Origin of the sequence: Streptomyces pseudovenezuelae (assembly GCF_001513955.1) — a bacterium.
In the GTDB taxonomy this organism is placed as follows: Bacteria; Actinomycetota; Actinomycetes; order Streptomycetales; family Streptomycetaceae; genus Streptomyces; species Streptomyces pseudovenezuelae.
Genome location: NZ_KQ948150.1, coordinates 856,574 through 871,564, shown reverse-complemented (window position 1 = coordinate 871,564; position 14,991 = coordinate 856,574). Strand labels below are relative to the sequence as shown.

Annotated in this window: 14 protein-coding genes and 3 pseudogenes; 7 read left to right on the top strand and 10 right to left on the bottom strand. The window is 68.5% G+C overall.

The genetic code is table 11. The features are described 5' to 3' along the window. Nucleotides 1-122 precede the first annotated feature (122 nt). A complete protein-coding gene (locus AQI94_RS43320; protein WP_199814335.1) occupies nucleotides 123-434 on the top strand; it encodes a hypothetical protein in 312 nt (103 codons plus the stop codon). A gap of 82 nt (nucleotides 435-516) precedes the next feature. Here AQI94_RS43320 and AQI94_RS31710 read toward each other — a convergent pair whose 3' ends face one another. The 4 genes from AQI94_RS31710 to AQI94_RS31695 form a co-directional block, all read right to left on the bottom strand. After that, nucleotides 517-1,272, bottom strand: a complete 756-nt coding sequence (locus AQI94_RS31710) for a class I SAM-dependent methyltransferase (RefSeq protein WP_031047217.1) — start codon at nucleotides 1,270-1,272, stop codon at nucleotides 517-519. A 572-nt stretch (nucleotides 1,273-1,844) separates the two neighbouring features. Next, complete coding sequence (locus AQI94_RS31705; RefSeq protein ID WP_031050430.1) at nucleotides 1,845-2,369, bottom strand: hypothetical protein; 525 nt, start codon at nucleotides 2,367-2,369, stop codon at nucleotides 1,845-1,847. A 51-nt stretch (nucleotides 2,370-2,420) separates the two neighbouring features. Beyond that, nucleotides 2,421-2,744, bottom strand: coding sequence for a hypothetical protein (locus AQI94_RS44775; protein ID WP_158806309.1), 324 nt, complete (start codon nucleotides 2,742-2,744; stop codon nucleotides 2,421-2,423). A gap of 71 nt (nucleotides 2,745-2,815) precedes the next feature. Continuing rightward, entirely contained in the window at nucleotides 2,816-3,682 is an 867-nt protein-coding gene (locus AQI94_RS31695) for a hypothetical protein (RefSeq protein ID WP_031050424.1), read from the bottom strand. Between the two features lie 480 nt (nucleotides 3,683-4,162). On the opposite strand from AQI94_RS31695, the gene AQI94_RS31690 reads away from it, so the two are divergent. Both AQI94_RS31690 and AQI94_RS44245 read left to right on the top strand, forming a co-directional pair. Continuing rightward, the gene (locus AQI94_RS31690) at nucleotides 4,163-4,879 is read left to right on the top strand and encodes a class I SAM-dependent methyltransferase (RefSeq protein ID WP_225890313.1); all 717 of its coding nucleotides are present in this window, start codon (nucleotides 4,163-4,165) and stop codon (nucleotides 4,877-4,879) included. A gap of 178 nt (nucleotides 4,880-5,057) precedes the next feature. Continuing rightward, nucleotides 5,058-5,249 carry a DUF4240 domain-containing protein gene (locus tag AQI94_RS44245; protein WP_404817938.1) on the top strand — a complete coding sequence of 64 codons (192 nt, stop codon included), beginning with the start codon at nucleotides 5,058-5,060 and terminating at the stop codon, nucleotides 5,247-5,249. A 270-nt stretch (nucleotides 5,250-5,519) separates the two neighbouring features. Here AQI94_RS44245 and AQI94_RS31685 read toward each other — a convergent pair whose 3' ends face one another. The 3 genes and pseudogenes from AQI94_RS31685 to AQI94_RS31675 all read right to left on the bottom strand — a co-directional run bounded on the left by AQI94_RS31685 (nucleotide 5,520) and on the right by AQI94_RS31675 (nucleotide 8,538). Then, nucleotides 5,520-6,452, bottom strand: a complete 933-nt coding sequence (locus AQI94_RS31685) for a hypothetical protein (RefSeq protein WP_031050419.1) — start codon at nucleotides 6,450-6,452, stop codon at nucleotides 5,520-5,522. Nucleotides 6,453-6,673: 221 nt separating this feature from the next. Next, nucleotides 6,674-7,967, bottom strand: a pseudogene (locus tag AQI94_RS31680) (IS256 family transposase). Nucleotides 7,968-8,070: 103 nt separating this feature from the next. Continuing rightward, a complete protein-coding gene (locus tag AQI94_RS31675) occupies nucleotides 8,071-8,538 on the bottom strand; it encodes a winged helix-turn-helix transcriptional regulator (RefSeq protein ID WP_031050416.1) in 468 nt (155 codons plus the stop codon). A 93-nt stretch (nucleotides 8,539-8,631) separates the two neighbouring features. On the opposite strand from AQI94_RS31675, the gene AQI94_RS31670 reads away from it, so the two are divergent. Together AQI94_RS31670 and AQI94_RS31665 are read left to right on the top strand one after the other, a co-directional pair. Then, nucleotides 8,632-9,135 carry a PaaI family thioesterase gene (locus AQI94_RS31670; protein WP_031050413.1) on the top strand — a complete coding sequence of 168 codons (504 nt, stop codon included), beginning with the start codon at nucleotides 8,632-8,634 and terminating at the stop codon, nucleotides 9,133-9,135. A 98-nt stretch (nucleotides 9,136-9,233) separates the two neighbouring features. Then, the gene (locus AQI94_RS31665) at nucleotides 9,234-9,701 is read left to right on the top strand and encodes a hypothetical protein (protein WP_031050410.1); all 468 of its coding nucleotides are present in this window, start codon (nucleotides 9,234-9,236) and stop codon (nucleotides 9,699-9,701) included. On the opposite strand, the pseudogene AQI94_RS31660 reads toward AQI94_RS31665, so the two are convergent. Then, nucleotides 9,683-10,324, bottom strand: a pseudogene (locus AQI94_RS31660) (MFS transporter); the annotation flags it as partial. The gene AQI94_RS31665 and the pseudogene AQI94_RS31660 sit on opposite strands and share 19 nt — an antisense overlap. Here AQI94_RS31660 and AQI94_RS46625 point away from each other — a divergent pair. Beyond that, nucleotides 10,325-10,425 (top strand): annotated as a pseudogene (locus AQI94_RS46625) (IS5 family transposase); the annotation flags it as partial. Nucleotides 10,426-10,648: 223 nt separating this feature from the next. On the opposite strand, the gene AQI94_RS46620 reads toward AQI94_RS46625, so the two are convergent. Continuing rightward, nucleotides 10,649-11,047, bottom strand: a complete 399-nt coding sequence (locus AQI94_RS46620) for a peptidase inhibitor family I36 protein (protein ID WP_078902857.1) — start codon at nucleotides 11,045-11,047, stop codon at nucleotides 10,649-10,651. A gap of 965 nt (nucleotides 11,048-12,012) precedes the next feature. After that, nucleotides 12,013-12,333 carry a hypothetical protein gene (locus AQI94_RS45930; RefSeq protein ID WP_225890312.1) on the bottom strand — a complete coding sequence of 107 codons (321 nt, stop codon included), beginning with the start codon at nucleotides 12,331-12,333 and terminating at the stop codon, nucleotides 12,013-12,015. A gap of 632 nt (nucleotides 12,334-12,965) precedes the next feature. Between AQI94_RS45930 and AQI94_RS31645 the strand changes: the two genes are divergently transcribed. After that, nucleotides 12,966-14,618, top strand: a complete 1,653-nt coding sequence (locus AQI94_RS31645; RefSeq protein WP_062230049.1) for a WD40 repeat domain-containing protein — start codon at nucleotides 12,966-12,968, stop codon at nucleotides 14,616-14,618. Nucleotides 14,619-14,991: the final 373 nt, after the last annotated feature.

Genomic DNA, 14,991 nt, shown 5'->3' with positions numbered 1-14,991 from the left:
TGTAGTCGCCGACAAAAGCGCCTGAGTTCGCGATTTCTGAGGCGCTGGCACCACGAACTTGGCTCTGCCGCCGGAGATCCTCGGCCGTGTACGGCTCGGTTCCGGTTACTGAGACTTGATGCGTGATGTCGTTGGGGCGACGCCTTGAGCTGCGAAGGCGAGTGCCCGCCGCCCGGCATCACGCGAAGTACAGCGTCACCTGGAGCACGGTCAACAAGGCCCTGACCTCGGCTTGGCCGCAGCCACGCACGACAACCGCTTCGGCGCGGCCGTCGAAGCTGGATCCGTTCGCGCCGCTGATCGACGAGATCCTGCTCATTGATCTGGATGCGACCAGGAAACAGCGCCACACCATCACCCCGGATCTACTGCCGTCTGATCGACGAACACTCCTCGTCCGAGGCGTTGCGTTGCGTTGCGTTGCGTTGCGTTGACCACTTGAACCCGCACCGATGAGAGGGCGCAAGCGTCCTGCGAGCAACCGCGCGGTCCGGCCAGGGACTGAGAGTCCGATGTTTATACCTTGCTCGCGACCACCATGTAGTTCTCGGCCTCAAGATCGAACGTGCTCAGTTCCGTCTGGAGTCCGACCCGGTGCAGCTCGACTTCGAGTTCCTCGTACCGGTAGGGCCAGCAGGACAGCAGTTCCGAGCGGACAAGAACCGGCCCAGTCGCATCAACTTGGGCGATCGCAATCTCGATATGGTGCTCATCCTCCCAATGCGGCGCAATCTCCCAGCGGTAAATTACGACGGCATCGCGACCGTTCCGGCGGACGAGTCGGTCCCAGATGTCCAGCCGGGAACCTCTGGCCCTCACGAGTTCCCAAGTCCGGGATGTGAGCACCAAGCGCCCTCCCGGGCGCAGAAGCCGTGACATCGACTCCAGAGCAGCACCCCTGCCTGTCGCGCCCGCGGCATGGTGAAGCGAGTTGCCAACGCAGAACACCATATCGAACGTGTTGTCCTGGAAATGGTCGGGCAACTCTTCCCAGTTCGCTCGTAAGGCCCGGACGGATGCCCCGAACTCCTCAGACAACTCTGCAGTCCGGCGAACCATCGCCTCGCTGGCGTCAGTTGCGACAACCTGCATGCCACGACCGGCGAGGCCAACCGCCAACTGTCCGGTTCCGCACGAACAGTCGAGGACGTGAGCGTTCGACGGCAGGAGATTGAGGACGTCGTCGAACGACTTAGCGAACTCGGCTGGAGGCAACTTTGCATCCGAGATGAGCCATTCGTACACCTCGGCAAGCACGTCATAACCTGTCACAACCACTACCTCCGTCACGCGGCAGACTCACGGTAGGGCGTCAGTCCATCAGCGGAGCAAGCCGCGCACCAATGGTTTTCGCGGTCAAAGCCAGTCAGTAATTCGGTGTCGACGTGCATGACGAATTCGGTGTCCGGGTGAGCGAGTGCTTCGCCGCCGGAGCGAGTGGGTCGGTGACGCGGACGCAGCCAGGGCGGTTGCCAGTCACGGCGTGTCCTCCTGGTCTCGGTCGGCCAAGGGGTCGGGGTGGAATGTCCGGGTGTAGCGCAGTCCGGTGTCGGGGGTGATGTTGAATACCGCGCACAGGTGTTGCGGGTCGGCGCCGGTGACGGCGGCCTCTTCGAGGATCCGGTCCTCTGTCCTCCGCGTCGGATTCCGGGCAGGGCCAGCAGGGCTGGCAGCCGCCAGTGTTGGGCAGTACGTCGCGCTCCAGCCACGGCCGGGACGCGAGCCAGCCACAGGATCTCGCAGAGCGGTTGCGGGCCGGCCGGTACACGCGGGCGGTGGGGTTCGCGCACCCGGGCGGCGCCATTCCATGGCCGAGGAAGCCCAGGACCAGGGTGGCACCGGCCTCACCGGCCCGCCGGGCAGCGATCACTTCTTCCAGCAGTAACGGCAGGCTGCGCGAGGCGCCGGATCGCAGCACCTGCCAGCACCGGGCCCAGGCCCAGGCCGCGCCACGATGGTTCCAGGATGACCCGGTCCATGACGAGCAGGTCACCGACAGGGTGCGCGAGGGCGGCCTCGAAGGCCAGCTCCCATCGGCCGTCAGCGACGTCCAGGACCACCTCGCCGATACGGGAGACGTCCCCGGTGTAGGAGTCCATCGCCTCCCACGGATGGTCCGGGCCGAACATCCGTACCCGCACGAACGACATGCGGCCCACCGTGACGTCCTGGACCGCGTCCAGCGCGTCCTGGTCCATGTCGCTGTAGGCGGCCAGTTCCTCCGCCAGGACGTCCGCGTCGATCCGGGCGGACACCGTCCACACCTCCAGCGTGTTCTCGAACTCGTACGCCTGGACGGGGTGTTCGTGCTGGTAAGCGAGGATGATCAACGAGGGATCGGCAGGCAGCTGGGGAGCCAAGAGGGTCACCGTGCCAGCGTAGTTCTGCCCGGCCAGCGCATGCCGGGAAACAGCGCTCTCTCACACCTCGGCGAAGCGCTCACGCAGTAGTGGGCGAGCCTCGTCGCCGAGATGTTCGCGCAGCTCGCGGTCCCGCCGGGCGGAGACGCGGGTACCACGCAGCGGCAGATGTCCCGGTTGAACGCTGACCTGGTCGCCCAGCGCCAGGTGAGAGAGCGCCTCAGCGCCGCCCGAGAGCGCCGCGACGACCTCCAGCGCGCCCTGTCCCGCGTCGATGTTCCATGGATGAACCTTGACGAAGGGCGCCGTCGCAGCATCGTGGAGGCTGCCGGAGGCGAGCTGCCTGTGGAGGCGCTGTACCGCGAAAGCGTGAGTAGCGTCCACCGCACGCCGACGCCCCGATGGCACTGATCCACGGGCTAGACACCAGGACGGCGCGCGCCAGGGCTGGGGTATCAGCCGCTGACTTCGAACACGCCCCACGCGGTGAACGGCTGGGCCTGGACGTAGATCCTGCTTCCTCGGCCGACGACCCGGCGGTGGCCCGGGAGGGATCCGTCGGGCAGGGTGAGTAGGCCGACGTCCGTTGGTTCGACGGACGTCTCGGTCACCTCTCCAAGGGCGAGCCGGTCCAGTTCCTCGCCGTAGCCGCCGTAGAAGGCGACCCGCTCGCCGTGGACGGCCACCGCCTTGGCGCCCCGGACACGGTTCGCCCACACCTTCACGGGCCGGTTGGTACGGCCCGGGCGTATCTCCACAAGCGGGAAGTCCGTGTACGGGCACGCCCAGGCGGTGGTGCCCGACACGTTCAGGGCGTAGCAGTCGAAGAGACCGGGGATGCTTTCGCCGTCTGACGTCCAGTAGAGGTGGCCTGTGGGGCTCCAGCGGCGGATTCCGGCCGCATTCTCGTCGAAGTGCCCGACCCAGATGTGGCCGGCCTCGTCCACCAGCAGGTGCTCGATGGCGTCCCCGACGGAGAAGGACGAGGTCTCACGGCCGAGCGCGTCGAAGACCTGGACCTGGTCCGCGTCCTCATACCGACGGGCGCGGGATGCTGCGACGACGAACCCTCCCTCGGTCAGGCGGTCCAGATGCGGCCAGCGGGCCCGCACGGCGCTCAGCTCGGTGAGTTCGACGTCGCCGCCCGGATGGACGGAGACGACCAGCGCGTCGAAGGGCAGGACATCGCCGCCGGGCTGCGGAGCGCGGTCGGCAAGCAGCCAATGGGCGATGCCGAAGACATCGACGGTACTGGTCAGGACGTGGCGGTCGTGGTGCGCTCGGGGAAGGTGGGCGTAGGCAACGAGGGAAGTCTTCTGCACGGGCGGGGCTCTCCTGGGTAGGCGGTCACGGCGTTCGGCGCTGCGGTGAGCGGCGGTCGGCGGTGCGCGAGCGGTGGAGAGCGAAGCGGGGCGCCTAGAAGGCATGGCCCTTTCTGTTGGTCATGGAGTGATCATCGTCGACGTACGTCCGCGGGACAAACCCTTTCGGTCAGCGCTCCTCGCGCGAGGAAACCGGCTTCACCACCTCTGAGGCTGGACAGCGAAGACCCTAGCTCCGCCCGGAAACCTGTTCACTGTCTCCCTGGACAGCCGCGCGCGGTGCGCCGACGAGAGGGCCAACCGACGGAATTCGCTGACCTGCTGAAATGCGGCCCCAGGGCCGTGGGCGTCCCGTGATGAAGTGCGGCGGTTCCCGGTGAACACGCGGTAGTCCGATCTCTGTGACTGAGCGCTTCAGTTGGCCGCCTAGAGTGTCACTTTTGGCCACGTCCCGTGCCCGCAGCGAGAAGGAGTGTCCTGGTGAATTCGATCGTGCAACCGGACGGAGTCGCAGGCGAGTGGCCGGATCGCGTGGCAGCCGTACGCCGCGAGCTCGCCGAGCACGGGCCGCCGCGGAGTCCCCATGGCGCTCCGGACTTCGTCACCGTCACGCTGCCGAAGCGTGACGGTGATCAGGTATGTGACCTCCTGGTGGACGAGCGAGTGGGCACGGTCGTGGAGATCGGACTCGCCTATGCCGGCTCGGCGCTGGCGATCAGCGAGGCGCTGCTGCGCACCGGTTCACGGAACCCTCGGCATGTGGTGATCGACCCGTTCCAGTTCACGGCGTACGACGGCGTCGGGTGGGAGCTGCTGCGCAGCCTCGGCCTGGATGACATCGCCGAGCTGGTGACCGAGCCATCGCAACGGTTCCTTGCCCGGTTGGCCGACGCGGGCTTCGCGGCCGATGCGGCCTTCGTCGACGGCAGCCACCACTTCCACAACGTGTTCGTCGACCTCCACTTCCTGGGCGAGATTGTCCGACCTGGCGGCGTCGTGCTGCTCGACGATGTCTGGTGGCCATCGGTCGCCGCTGCCGTGGCGTACTTCGAGACCAATCTGGGGTGGCGTCCGATACCGGGCGCTCTGGCCGACGGGACCGCCGCCCCGGCCAGTGGTCGGCCGCGGACCGGCGCCTACCGGCTGCCTGATCCGCGCCCGACGCCGGACTTCAAGGAGTTCCGATCGTTCTGCTGATTCGGGTGGCCTCGCGAGTGCCCCACCACAAATCGCACGACCACGCGTCTGTCCTGTCGCAGATTGGATGGCATGTGACGCGGCACTGACCTGCGGAGTTGCCAAGTAGCCGACGGTCCGGTGTTGGCGGCATTCTCAATCGACCTGGCCTTCGCGGAAGTGATCTCGATGCTTGTCAGTGGCACCTGGCAGTGTGTGCCGAGTGAACGTTGAATCCTTCTGGGGACTGATGGAGACCTGCCGACGACAGGAGGAGGGCAGGGATGCGCGGCTTGCCTGGTTGCGGAATGAACTGTCGCGAAGGTCGCAGATGGAGATCGTCGAGTTCCAGCTGCGCCTCGACCAGGTAACCCGTCAGACATTCCATTGATGGGGCTCCTTGAAAATCCCCACCCCCTGCTCGGGAGTGACCCCAGACCTGCTCGACGGATCTCCCCACGTCGCTCGCAGCCGGCCGGTTCCAGGGGCGGTGTGTGGCCGACTCGGCCACACACCGCCTGCCGAGGGCGGCTTGGGCCAGAGCCCGCCCTACGTGTGGGAGCTCGTGCCTGGGAGACAGCCTTTCATCGGGGTGTGCGCGCTCCTGGCGGTACAGCGGTACATCCGGACGTAACGGTCAGCGGGAGAAAGTCGACAGGGCTCAGACACGGGGCCAGTCCTGGCCGGCTGTCACCTCGCGTGCAATGTGACGCCACTGGTCCTCTCCGCCGGGCAGGGGCCAGGCCCAGGTTGGTTGTTCCACGGTGTTCAGGTCGTGGAGGAGGCGGACGAGCTGCGGACCGGCGGTGGCGGCGCCGTCTGGGACTGTGAGGCCGTGGACGGCTCGGAGTTCGGAAAAGCGTGCCAGTTCGTCCTCGTAGAAGCCCACGGCCTGATCGATGCGTTCGGCCAGGTCACCGCGCGGCACCATACGGTGCAACTGCAGCAGCGGCGGCTCGACGGATTCAGCGATCGCCGCGGCGAGGCGCGCGTGCCCGTCCAGGATCAGATGGCAGTCCAGGCCGCTGACCCACCACAACACGACGGGCGGCAGCGTCCCTTCACGGGCCTGCTTGCGGTACGCCTTGACCCGGCTGTCGTCGGCATCGGGCATTGGCCGCAGCGGAAGGACCTCCCACGAATGAGAATGGAAGAACCAGTCGATGTATCCGTCCGGATGGCCGTCGACGAGCATCGAGCCCCAGTACTCGGCGTGCGAAGTGTCAGCGTGACGCCAGCGCCGGAGTGGACTCTCACAGGAGAGCAGCCACCGGCCCTCGTGCAACGGGCTGTCCGGCGAATCAATGAGGTACTGCGCAAAGCGGTGAGCCCACCGTTCCGGGCTGCCCGCCAGGGCTCGCGCCACATCGGCACGCAACGGCGGGACGAAGGAGCGGTACTCGTCGGTGCGCCAGAAGTTCACGCCCTGGAGCTGCGCGTCGACCACAGCGAGCAGCACGGGCCGCGACAGCTGGGAGACCAGCAGTTGCGGGCCGGCACTGAACAGGCACAGCCCCGGCTGGTGGCGGCCCTTCACGTCCAGCGAAAGGCCCACCCACGCGCCGTCGTCCCTTGTGACATCGCTGCGCTGCATGCCGAGAGCCTAGAAGCTGCTGCGGTTGACCCCAATGGCACCCTTGGCCTTCCGACACAGCCCTGCCCACTCCACGAGCCGGTGGCCTCGGCCGGAATCACCCCGCGGGCGCTCGTTGAAGCTCCTCACTCCATTGAACTCCGCACCGAATGAGGCGACGAGCGCCCCTGGCCGATTTCGGGGGACTGTCAAACGAGTGGTGTAACTGGGGTAGTTGAGGGTTAGTGACGGGCTGCGGAGAGGCGGCCGTCGAAGGTGATGTCGAAAGCGTTGAGGGCGGTTTTCCAGCGCATGGTCCAGCGGGCTTGTCCCTTGCCGGTGGGGTCGAGGGACATGACCGCCATGTAGACGCACTTCAACGCGGCCTGCTCGTTGGGGAAGTGTCCCCGGGCTTTGACCGCGCGCCGGATGCGGGCGTTGACCGACTCGATCGCGTTGGTGGTGCAGACGATGCGGGGGATCTCGGTGTCGAACCGCAGGAAGGGGGTGAATTCCTCCCAGGCGTTCTCCCCACAGTTTCACGATCGCCGGATACTTCCTGCCCCAGGCATCGGCGAACTCCGCGAACCGGTCCAGGGCGGCCTCCTCCGTCGCAGCGGTGTAGACGGGCTTGAGCGGACGCGCGATCTTGTCCCAGTCCTGGCGGGCGGCATAACGGAAGGAGTTCCGCAGCAGATGGACGACGCAGGTCTGCACGATCGTCCGCGGCCAGACCGCCTCCACCGCCTCGGGCAGGCCCTTGAGCCCGTCGCAGACCAGCATCAGCACGTCGCCCACACCGCGGTTCTTGATCTCGGTGAGAATGTGCAGCCAGTGCTTGGCACCCTCACCGCCGTCACCGGCCCACAGCCCGAGAATCTCCCGCCGGCCCTCCACCGTGACGGCCAGGGCCACATAGATGGGCCGGTTCGCCACCGCACCGTCCCGGATCTTCACGTGGATGGCATCGATGAAGATCACCGGATAGACGGTGTCGAGCGGGCGGTTCTGCCATTCGGCCATGCCCTCCAGGACCTGGTCGGTGATGGTCGAGATCGTCTGGCGGGAGACCTCGGCGCCGTAGACCTCGGAGAGGTGGGCCTGCACCTCGCCGGTGGTCAGGCCCTTCGCGGCGAGCGAGATGACCATCTCGTCGACGCCGGTCAGGCGCTTCTGCCGCTTTTTGACGATCTTCGGTTCGAAGGAGCCGTCGCGGTCGCGGGGCACGGTTATCTCCACCGGCCCGACGTCGGTCAGTACTGTCTTGGAGCGTTTGCCGTTGCGGGAGTTGCCGCCGTTCTTGCCGACAGGGTCCTGCTTGTCATAGCCGAGATGGTCGGTGATCTCGCCTTCCAGGGCGGACTCCAGCAGCCGCTTGGTCAGCTGTTGGAGCAGGCCGCCTTCACCGGTCAGCTGCAGCCCCTCGGCCTGGGCGCGGCCCACCAGCTCCTCGATCAACTGGTCGTCAACGGCCTTCGCCGGCACCGCGCTTGTGGACTTGCCACCCTCGGACTCGGACACGTTCTCACTGGTCATCGATGCATCTTCCATGATCGGGAGCTACACCAAACGTCTTACAGTCCCGGACCTGGAGCCGATGCTCGGCCAGGACGCCCGGCACCGGTGTAGCCGCGTCGCGTCAGGTCAGGGGTCGTGCTCCCGGCCCCGGCTCGACCGTCACGTCCCCCGGCGTCAGCGCGCCGTGCTCCCCGGTGCATGCGACGACCGCGCGGACCGGGCATCCGCAGGCGCTGTGCCGCATGTCGAGGACCGGGCCGGCCGGGTCCGGGTTGTGTGTCTCGCCCCACTGACGCAGGGCGACGAGCACCGGCCACAGGTCCCAGCCCTTCCGGGTCAGCCGGTACTCGTTGCGAGAGCGGCTGCCGGGTTCGCGGTAGGGGACGGTCGTGAGGATGCCAGCCTCGGTCAGCTTGCGCAGCCGGTCACTGAGGACCGCCTCCGACAGGCCGATGTGCCTGCGGAAATCGTCGAAGCGGCGCACGCCGTTGGCCGCGTCCCGCACGATCAGCAGCGTCCACTTCTCCCCCACCACGTCGAGGGTGCGCTGCACCGAACAGTTCTCGGTGCTGAATGCGAGCCAGTCCACCGGGCCATGATAGCCAGCTGGCTTCGTCATTGACAGTCAGCTGCGGGCAAGGCTAGCTTCGCCGTACAAAGTCAGCCGGGAAGGCGCAGACGCATGGGACGCACACGTACATACACATGGGACGACCCCATGGTCACGGCCGGTGCCGTGGGCCGCTCGTCCGGCCTGGACTTCCTGCGTGACGTCCTGAACGCCAGGCTTCCGGCGGCGCCCATCTCCGCCACTCTCGACTTCACGCTGGACGAGGTGTCCGAGGGCCGCGCGGTCTTCTCGCTCACCCCGGGCGAGGAGCACTACAACCCGATCGGCAGTGTGCACGGCGGCGTCTACGCCACCCTGCTCGACTCGGCGCTGGGCTGCGCCGTGCAGTCCACGCTGCCCGCGGGCATGGGGTACACCTCGCTCGACCTGAGCGTGAAGTTCCTCAAGCGGGTCTCGGTGGACACCGGCCCGGTACGGGCCATCGGCACAATCGTCCACCGCGGCCGGCAGACGGCTCTCGCCGAGGCCACGCTGGTCGACACCGAGGACCGGGTGCTGGCGCACGCGACCAGTTCCTGCATGCTCTTCCCACTGCCACCGGCGGCAGCGGCCTGAGTCGACCGCGCTCTGCTCTGTTCGAGTGGTGAGCGCGGGCCCACGGTCGTAACGTCGAAACCGGGACATCCGTCGGCCAGCGGCAGCGGGGATCGGCCATGCAGCTACGCGCACTCACCACGACGGTCGCGGTCTTCGCCGCGGCCACCCTGGCCACCGCCGCGGGCACCTCGCCCGCGGCCCGGCCCGCACCGGCACCGGTGACGCAGACCGTCCAGTCACGCACCGCGCCGCCGGTCCTCGTCGACTGCCTGTGGCACCCGTATGTGCGGCCGACGGACTTCATGCTCGCCTGCGGGGACGGCAACAGCCGCCTGGCCTCCCTGCACTGGACCCGATGGGACGCGGCTTCGGCGCGGGCCGAGGGCGTGAACTGGGTCAACGACTGCAAGCCGTACTGCGCGGCCGGGCACTTCCACGCCTACCCGGTGGCCGTGCGACTGGACCGTGCGCGGCCCTGGAAGAAGCAGCCCCAGGTGTCGCACTACTCCCGCATCACGCTGACGTACCCGGCCGCCCGGCCGAAGCAGTTCGGCCCGACCGTGTCCTATCCGCTCTGGGACTGAGAGGCGACGGCCTGCTCCCGCTGGGCGCCGGTGATCACCTCGGAACGGCTGCCGCCGCGGTCCATGAACCCGCCCATGAACGCCAGGCCCAGCCCGGCAACGCCCAGGGCCGCGCCGACCAGCGACGGCGACGCCCAGCCCCAGCCCCAGCCCGCCGAGATCGCGAGGCCGCCGAGCCAGGCGCCGCCCGCGTTGGCCAAGTTGAAGGCGGAATGGTTGGAGGCCGCCGCCATGGTCGGGGCGTCCTTCGCCTTGGCCATCAGCAGCATCTGGACCGGCGTGGTGATGAGGGCGCGCACGGTGAGGTGGACGGTGAAGCAGAACGCCACCAGCGCCGAGGACATCAGCGCGAGTCCCGCGTACAGCGTCGGGCGCAGGGCGCGGTCCCTGAGGGGACCCGCGGCGAGCGTGCCGAGGGTCGTGCCGACGCCGTAGAGCGCCAGGACCAGCATGGTCGAGCAGTCGGACAGGCCCATGAGATGGGTGAGCAAGGGCACGAGGTAACTGCAGACGGCGAAGAATCCGCCGAATCCCACGACGGCCGTGACCAGCCCGATGGCCACCTGCTTATTGCCCATGACCCGCAATTCGTGCCGGACGCCGGTCCGCAGGCCGCGCGGCTGGCCCACTCCCACCGCTCCGAAGCCATGATCTCCTCGCGATGATCAATCTCATGACCCGTCGTCTCACAGCCGAATCCACCCCAAGTTGGCGCGACACCTGAGCCGCCCTAACCCGGCAATCCGGGATGAAACGGCTGGAGGAAACGCTCTCTGAGTGACGCGGCCGGCCAGGCCTACTGCCGGGCGCTACCTGAGCTGACGAATTCTGCTGCCGAGCCCCCGGCTCAGCCCGAAAGGTGGCGGGTCCGGAAGATACCTCCATGCCGGACCCGCCACCGCCCCCGTCGGCTCAATTCCCGGAATGCAAGGAGTGTCCGAGATGCCTCAGAGGGGGCACGTACGTCCGGGGGTGGCCCTCACCGAACTGGCTACGTTGTCGTAGTGCCCTGTGATCGTCCACGGGCCTGAGTTCGCCGTGATGCAGGCGTCCTCGCCCGTGTAGTTGTAACCGTCATACATGGTGAAGGTGCTGGACGAGCGATTCCAGTACGAGGTCGTGCGGTTGTCCATTCCCTGGCCCCGCAGATCCGCGGAGCCCGACCGGAACCATGCCATCCCGCCGGTCCCGTCGGGACCATCGAAGATGCAGAAGTTCCCGGCCGGGCAGCGGTCCCATCCCGCGGCAGGCGACGCGGGTTCGGCGTCGGCTTGGCCGACCGTCACGCTCCCGCTCAACACCAATGCTGCACCAGCCGCAGCGCCGACAATCCATTTCCTGATCATCAGACCTCAATTCCCCGTTGAGTGCCGGCCGCAGCACCATCGGCCGGCAGACGACACTTCCTGACGGACAACCAATGTCCGTCCTTATGTGGGAGTCCGCCGCGTCGGCGCTCCCCATCCTTTGTGGCTGGCGGTCTTCCGGCAAAGCTCTTCAATCGTGATCGAACAGCCTTGGCGCCGAGCGACGTAGGCGCCGGCCGCCAGCGGTACAGGGCAGTAGGGCCGTGGGCCGCCAAGGCCGGCCTCACCACACCGGTACCCGGTGATCGAGGTTCTGGACGAAGCCCCTGCGAACACAAGGGACTTCGTCCACCCGCGATCATCTTGCGGACAGCCCGAACCTTCATGTGACGGCGATGGTTCCGGGCCGTGCAATTCGTCGGCGGGTCAGGGACGGGTCGAGTCGAGGTAGTCCGCGTAGATCCAGACGTTGGCCCTTCCGCCCCACAGATTTCCTCGGAACCAGCCGTCGCGGTATTCGACGGTGTCGAATCCCTGACCCCGGTGCACCTGCCCTAACGGGGTGCCACCGGGGGAAGCCCTGTAAATGACGTTGTTTGCGGTGACCCAGCACGTCTCGCGCTCGAAGCAGACGTTCTGAGGTCCTGCTGGACGGGCCGGCACCGCGGCACTTGCGGACCCTACGGCGAGTCCCATGAGCAATACGGCCGTCGCGCCCGCCGAAGCGAGGCCGCGGGCGCGGTGGGTGGGCTGCATCAGAACACTCCAGTTCTGTGGAGAAGCGGCGAGGGCAGGGTGCGGCCGTGAACCCGACCGCAAACGCCGACTCTACGGCCGCAAACCCGGCACAGCCCAACGTTTCGAACTCAATCGAAATGTTCCCGCGTCGAGGCAGGTCGAGGCTCGAGGCAGGGAGCTCGGCGCCGCACTCGATGCGCCGTGCCGGCGGTGCCGGCCTCGGTGCCAACGCCTGGGCGCCTGGGCGCCTGGAAGGCAGGACATGGTCAGCCGGTCTGTGCGTCCAGCAGGGCGCCCGGGTCCGTGGTGTCCCCGGCGGACGGGGTTGTGACGGTGAGCGGCTCATTGATCCGGAGGAAGGCGGCGGTCATGTCGAGGGGATCACGGACGGTCGGCGCTTCACCGGCGTTGTCGGGCATCTTGTAGGTGGCGCCCCGCATGCGGAACTGCCTGGTGCGCCTGTCGTCGTCGATCCACAGATCCATGATGAGGTTCTTGTCGAGCTCCAGCGCGATGAACTGGTCGTGGCTGCGGGTCTGGCGTTCCCGGCTGGTCTTGTCGGTGGCAGCATCCTGGGCGGCCCGCAATCCGTCGAAGGTGACGGTTCCGCGGTAGTGCGTGGTGCGGGCGCCGAGAATCGTCTCGGCGCCCGATCTTCTTCGCGTTCTTGGCGCCGGTCAGCAGCGTGGACTGGACGATCGGGCTGCCCTCGACCTGGTGGGGCAGTATGCCGTAGGACCGGTTGTCCACGGAGATGAGACCTACCCCACGCTGCCGGCTCGATCCGCAGCCAGCTCTTGCCGTTCAACTTGCCGGGGTCCAGCTTCGCGGATCTCCCCAACTTCCGGATGTCGAGCGCACCACCGCCGACGTACATCGCCTTATCGGCGAACCGGATACTCAGCGGGCCCTTCGCGCGCTGGTCCGGCATGGTCAGTTCCATGGTCATTGACAGCGGCGCCGTGCGCAGGGCCGCGTCGACGGTCAACCGGCCCCGATCCGGCACAGATCCGGTGATCCGGTGATCCGGTAACGGAGGGACGTGATGTCGGCGGAGTCCTCCGCAGCCTTCGCCACGGCCTCGGCCGGCGTCAGGGCCGGCGCCGAGGCCTGCGCGGCCCTGACGGGCCGGAGGCCGCGAGGTCATGGCCGTCCGGCGGTGTGTACCGGGCAGAGGCTCTGATTGACTGTCCGCCAGTCGGGGAGGAAGGGGCGGCACATGGACTTGTTCCGGCGCGGGAATCGGCAGACACGGGCCCGAGCTGCCGCAGCGGCCGCCCGGGCGGCGGAGTGGGGCGGCGGCCCGGAGGGGGAGGCGCTGGGCGACCTCCACAGCTTCCGGGACGAGGTCCTGGCGCTCACCGCCCTCCCCCCGGACGTCGAAATCCTGCTGTCGGACCTGGCCGTCGGCTGGGAGGACGTCTCGCCGGAGCTCCCCGCCCTGACCGTCCTGCCGATGATGGAAAGCCGGGGACTCGTCGCCCTGCCCCGGGGCGGCGACGGACTGCGGCGGATCACGTTCCCCGGACGGCTGCACGCCCTCATCTCCTCCCACCGCACCCCGGAGGAGATCCGCGCCGGGCACCGCCGGATTCTCGCCCGGGCCGTCACCCTGCCGCCGGAGGGCGGCCACTGGTGGCAGCTGCCGGTCGCCGAGACCTACCTCTGGCACCACCTGCCCTGGCACATCGCCGCCCACGACCGCGCCGCCGCCGTACGACTGGTGCAAAACCCCCGCTGGCAGGCCGCGAAGGTCAGGGTCTGCGGCGTGGCCGCACTCCGCGCGGACCTGGCGATGTTCGACACCCCCGAGATCGACGCGGCCCGCCGGGCCGTGGACCGCGTCGCCCACCGCCTGGAGCGCCGCGCCTGCCCGGACCCGGTTCTCCGGGCCGGGCTGCTGCTCGACGCCCTGGCCGGCGAGGCCGTCCTGCGGGCGGAGGTCGACCGCCTCCGGCAGGAGCTGCGGGAGGAGGCCCCGGGTCGCGTCGCCACCGACCTGACGTCAGCCCTGGTGGGCGTGCTGCCGTCCCCGTCGTATGTCAAGGACGTCGCCCTGGCGGCGGACGGCAGCTGGCTGGTGACGGCCTCGGGCCACAAGGCCAGCCGGATCCACGACGTCGCCGACCGGAGCGTGCGGCACGTGCTGGGCCCGACCGAGGGGGTCCACGAGGTGTGCGCGATCACGCCGGACGGCAGCCGGGTCATCACCGGGGACTACGACGCCGCCCGCTGGTGGGACGCCGCCACCGGCCGGCGCCTGCGGTCGGTCGACGGCTGGACCACCCAACTCGCCCTCGACCCAGGCGGTGCCTGGGTCGCCACCGACACCCGGCCCCGCCCCGCGGTCATCGACAGCACGACCTACGCGATCAGACGGCTCGGGAAGGAGTCGGACGACCGCACCCTCGTCACCGCCATGGCCTGCTCCCCGGACGGCCGGACCGTCGCCGTCGGCGAACAGAGCGGGCGGATCCAGCTGTGGGACCCCGCCTCGGGCAAACTGCGGGCCGAACTCCCCACGTCACCGGGGTCCGTCTACCGCCTGGCCTTCGCCCCCGACGGCAGCTGGCTGGCCACCGTCACCCGGGACGGGGTCCGGATCCTGGGTCTGCCCGGCGGCCGGGAGCGCCTGCACATCCCGGGCTCGCAACCGTTCGCCGTCGGCGATGGCGGCCGCTGGCTCGCCGTCCCGGGAGACACCGTCCGCTTCCACCGGACCGACACCGGCGAACTGCTCGGCGAGTTCACCCCGGACCACCGCGGCTGGGACCACCGCGTGCGGACCTCGCCCGACGGCCGGTACCTGGCCACCTGGCACCTGGGCAGCGCCTCCATCCTCGTCTGGGACGCCCGACGGCTCGTCCGCTGACGCACAGGGACAGCGCAGGAGAGCCGCCCGGTGCCGGCCCTTCACGCCCGCCATCGAGACCCTCCGCAGCCCGATCCCCGCTTCCCGACACCCGCCCCCACGGCCCGATCCACTCGGCGAAGCCCCATGAACATCCTCACGGCCGGCTTCCTCGAACGCGGCCTACGACAGGCGGGCCAATCGCCGTGCGGCGATCTTCTACCGTTCCTCTGTTCCCAGGGCTCGCCGCGCGGCTTGCTGGAAGGCGCGGTCCGGTGCGCGCTTTGCCTGCCATGTCTGCTTGAAGCGCTCGTCGCACTCGGTGAAGCGATCCCTCTCGCAGAGCCGCCGACAACCAGTCCAGCCCGGCCCTCTCCCAGTCGTACATCGCCAC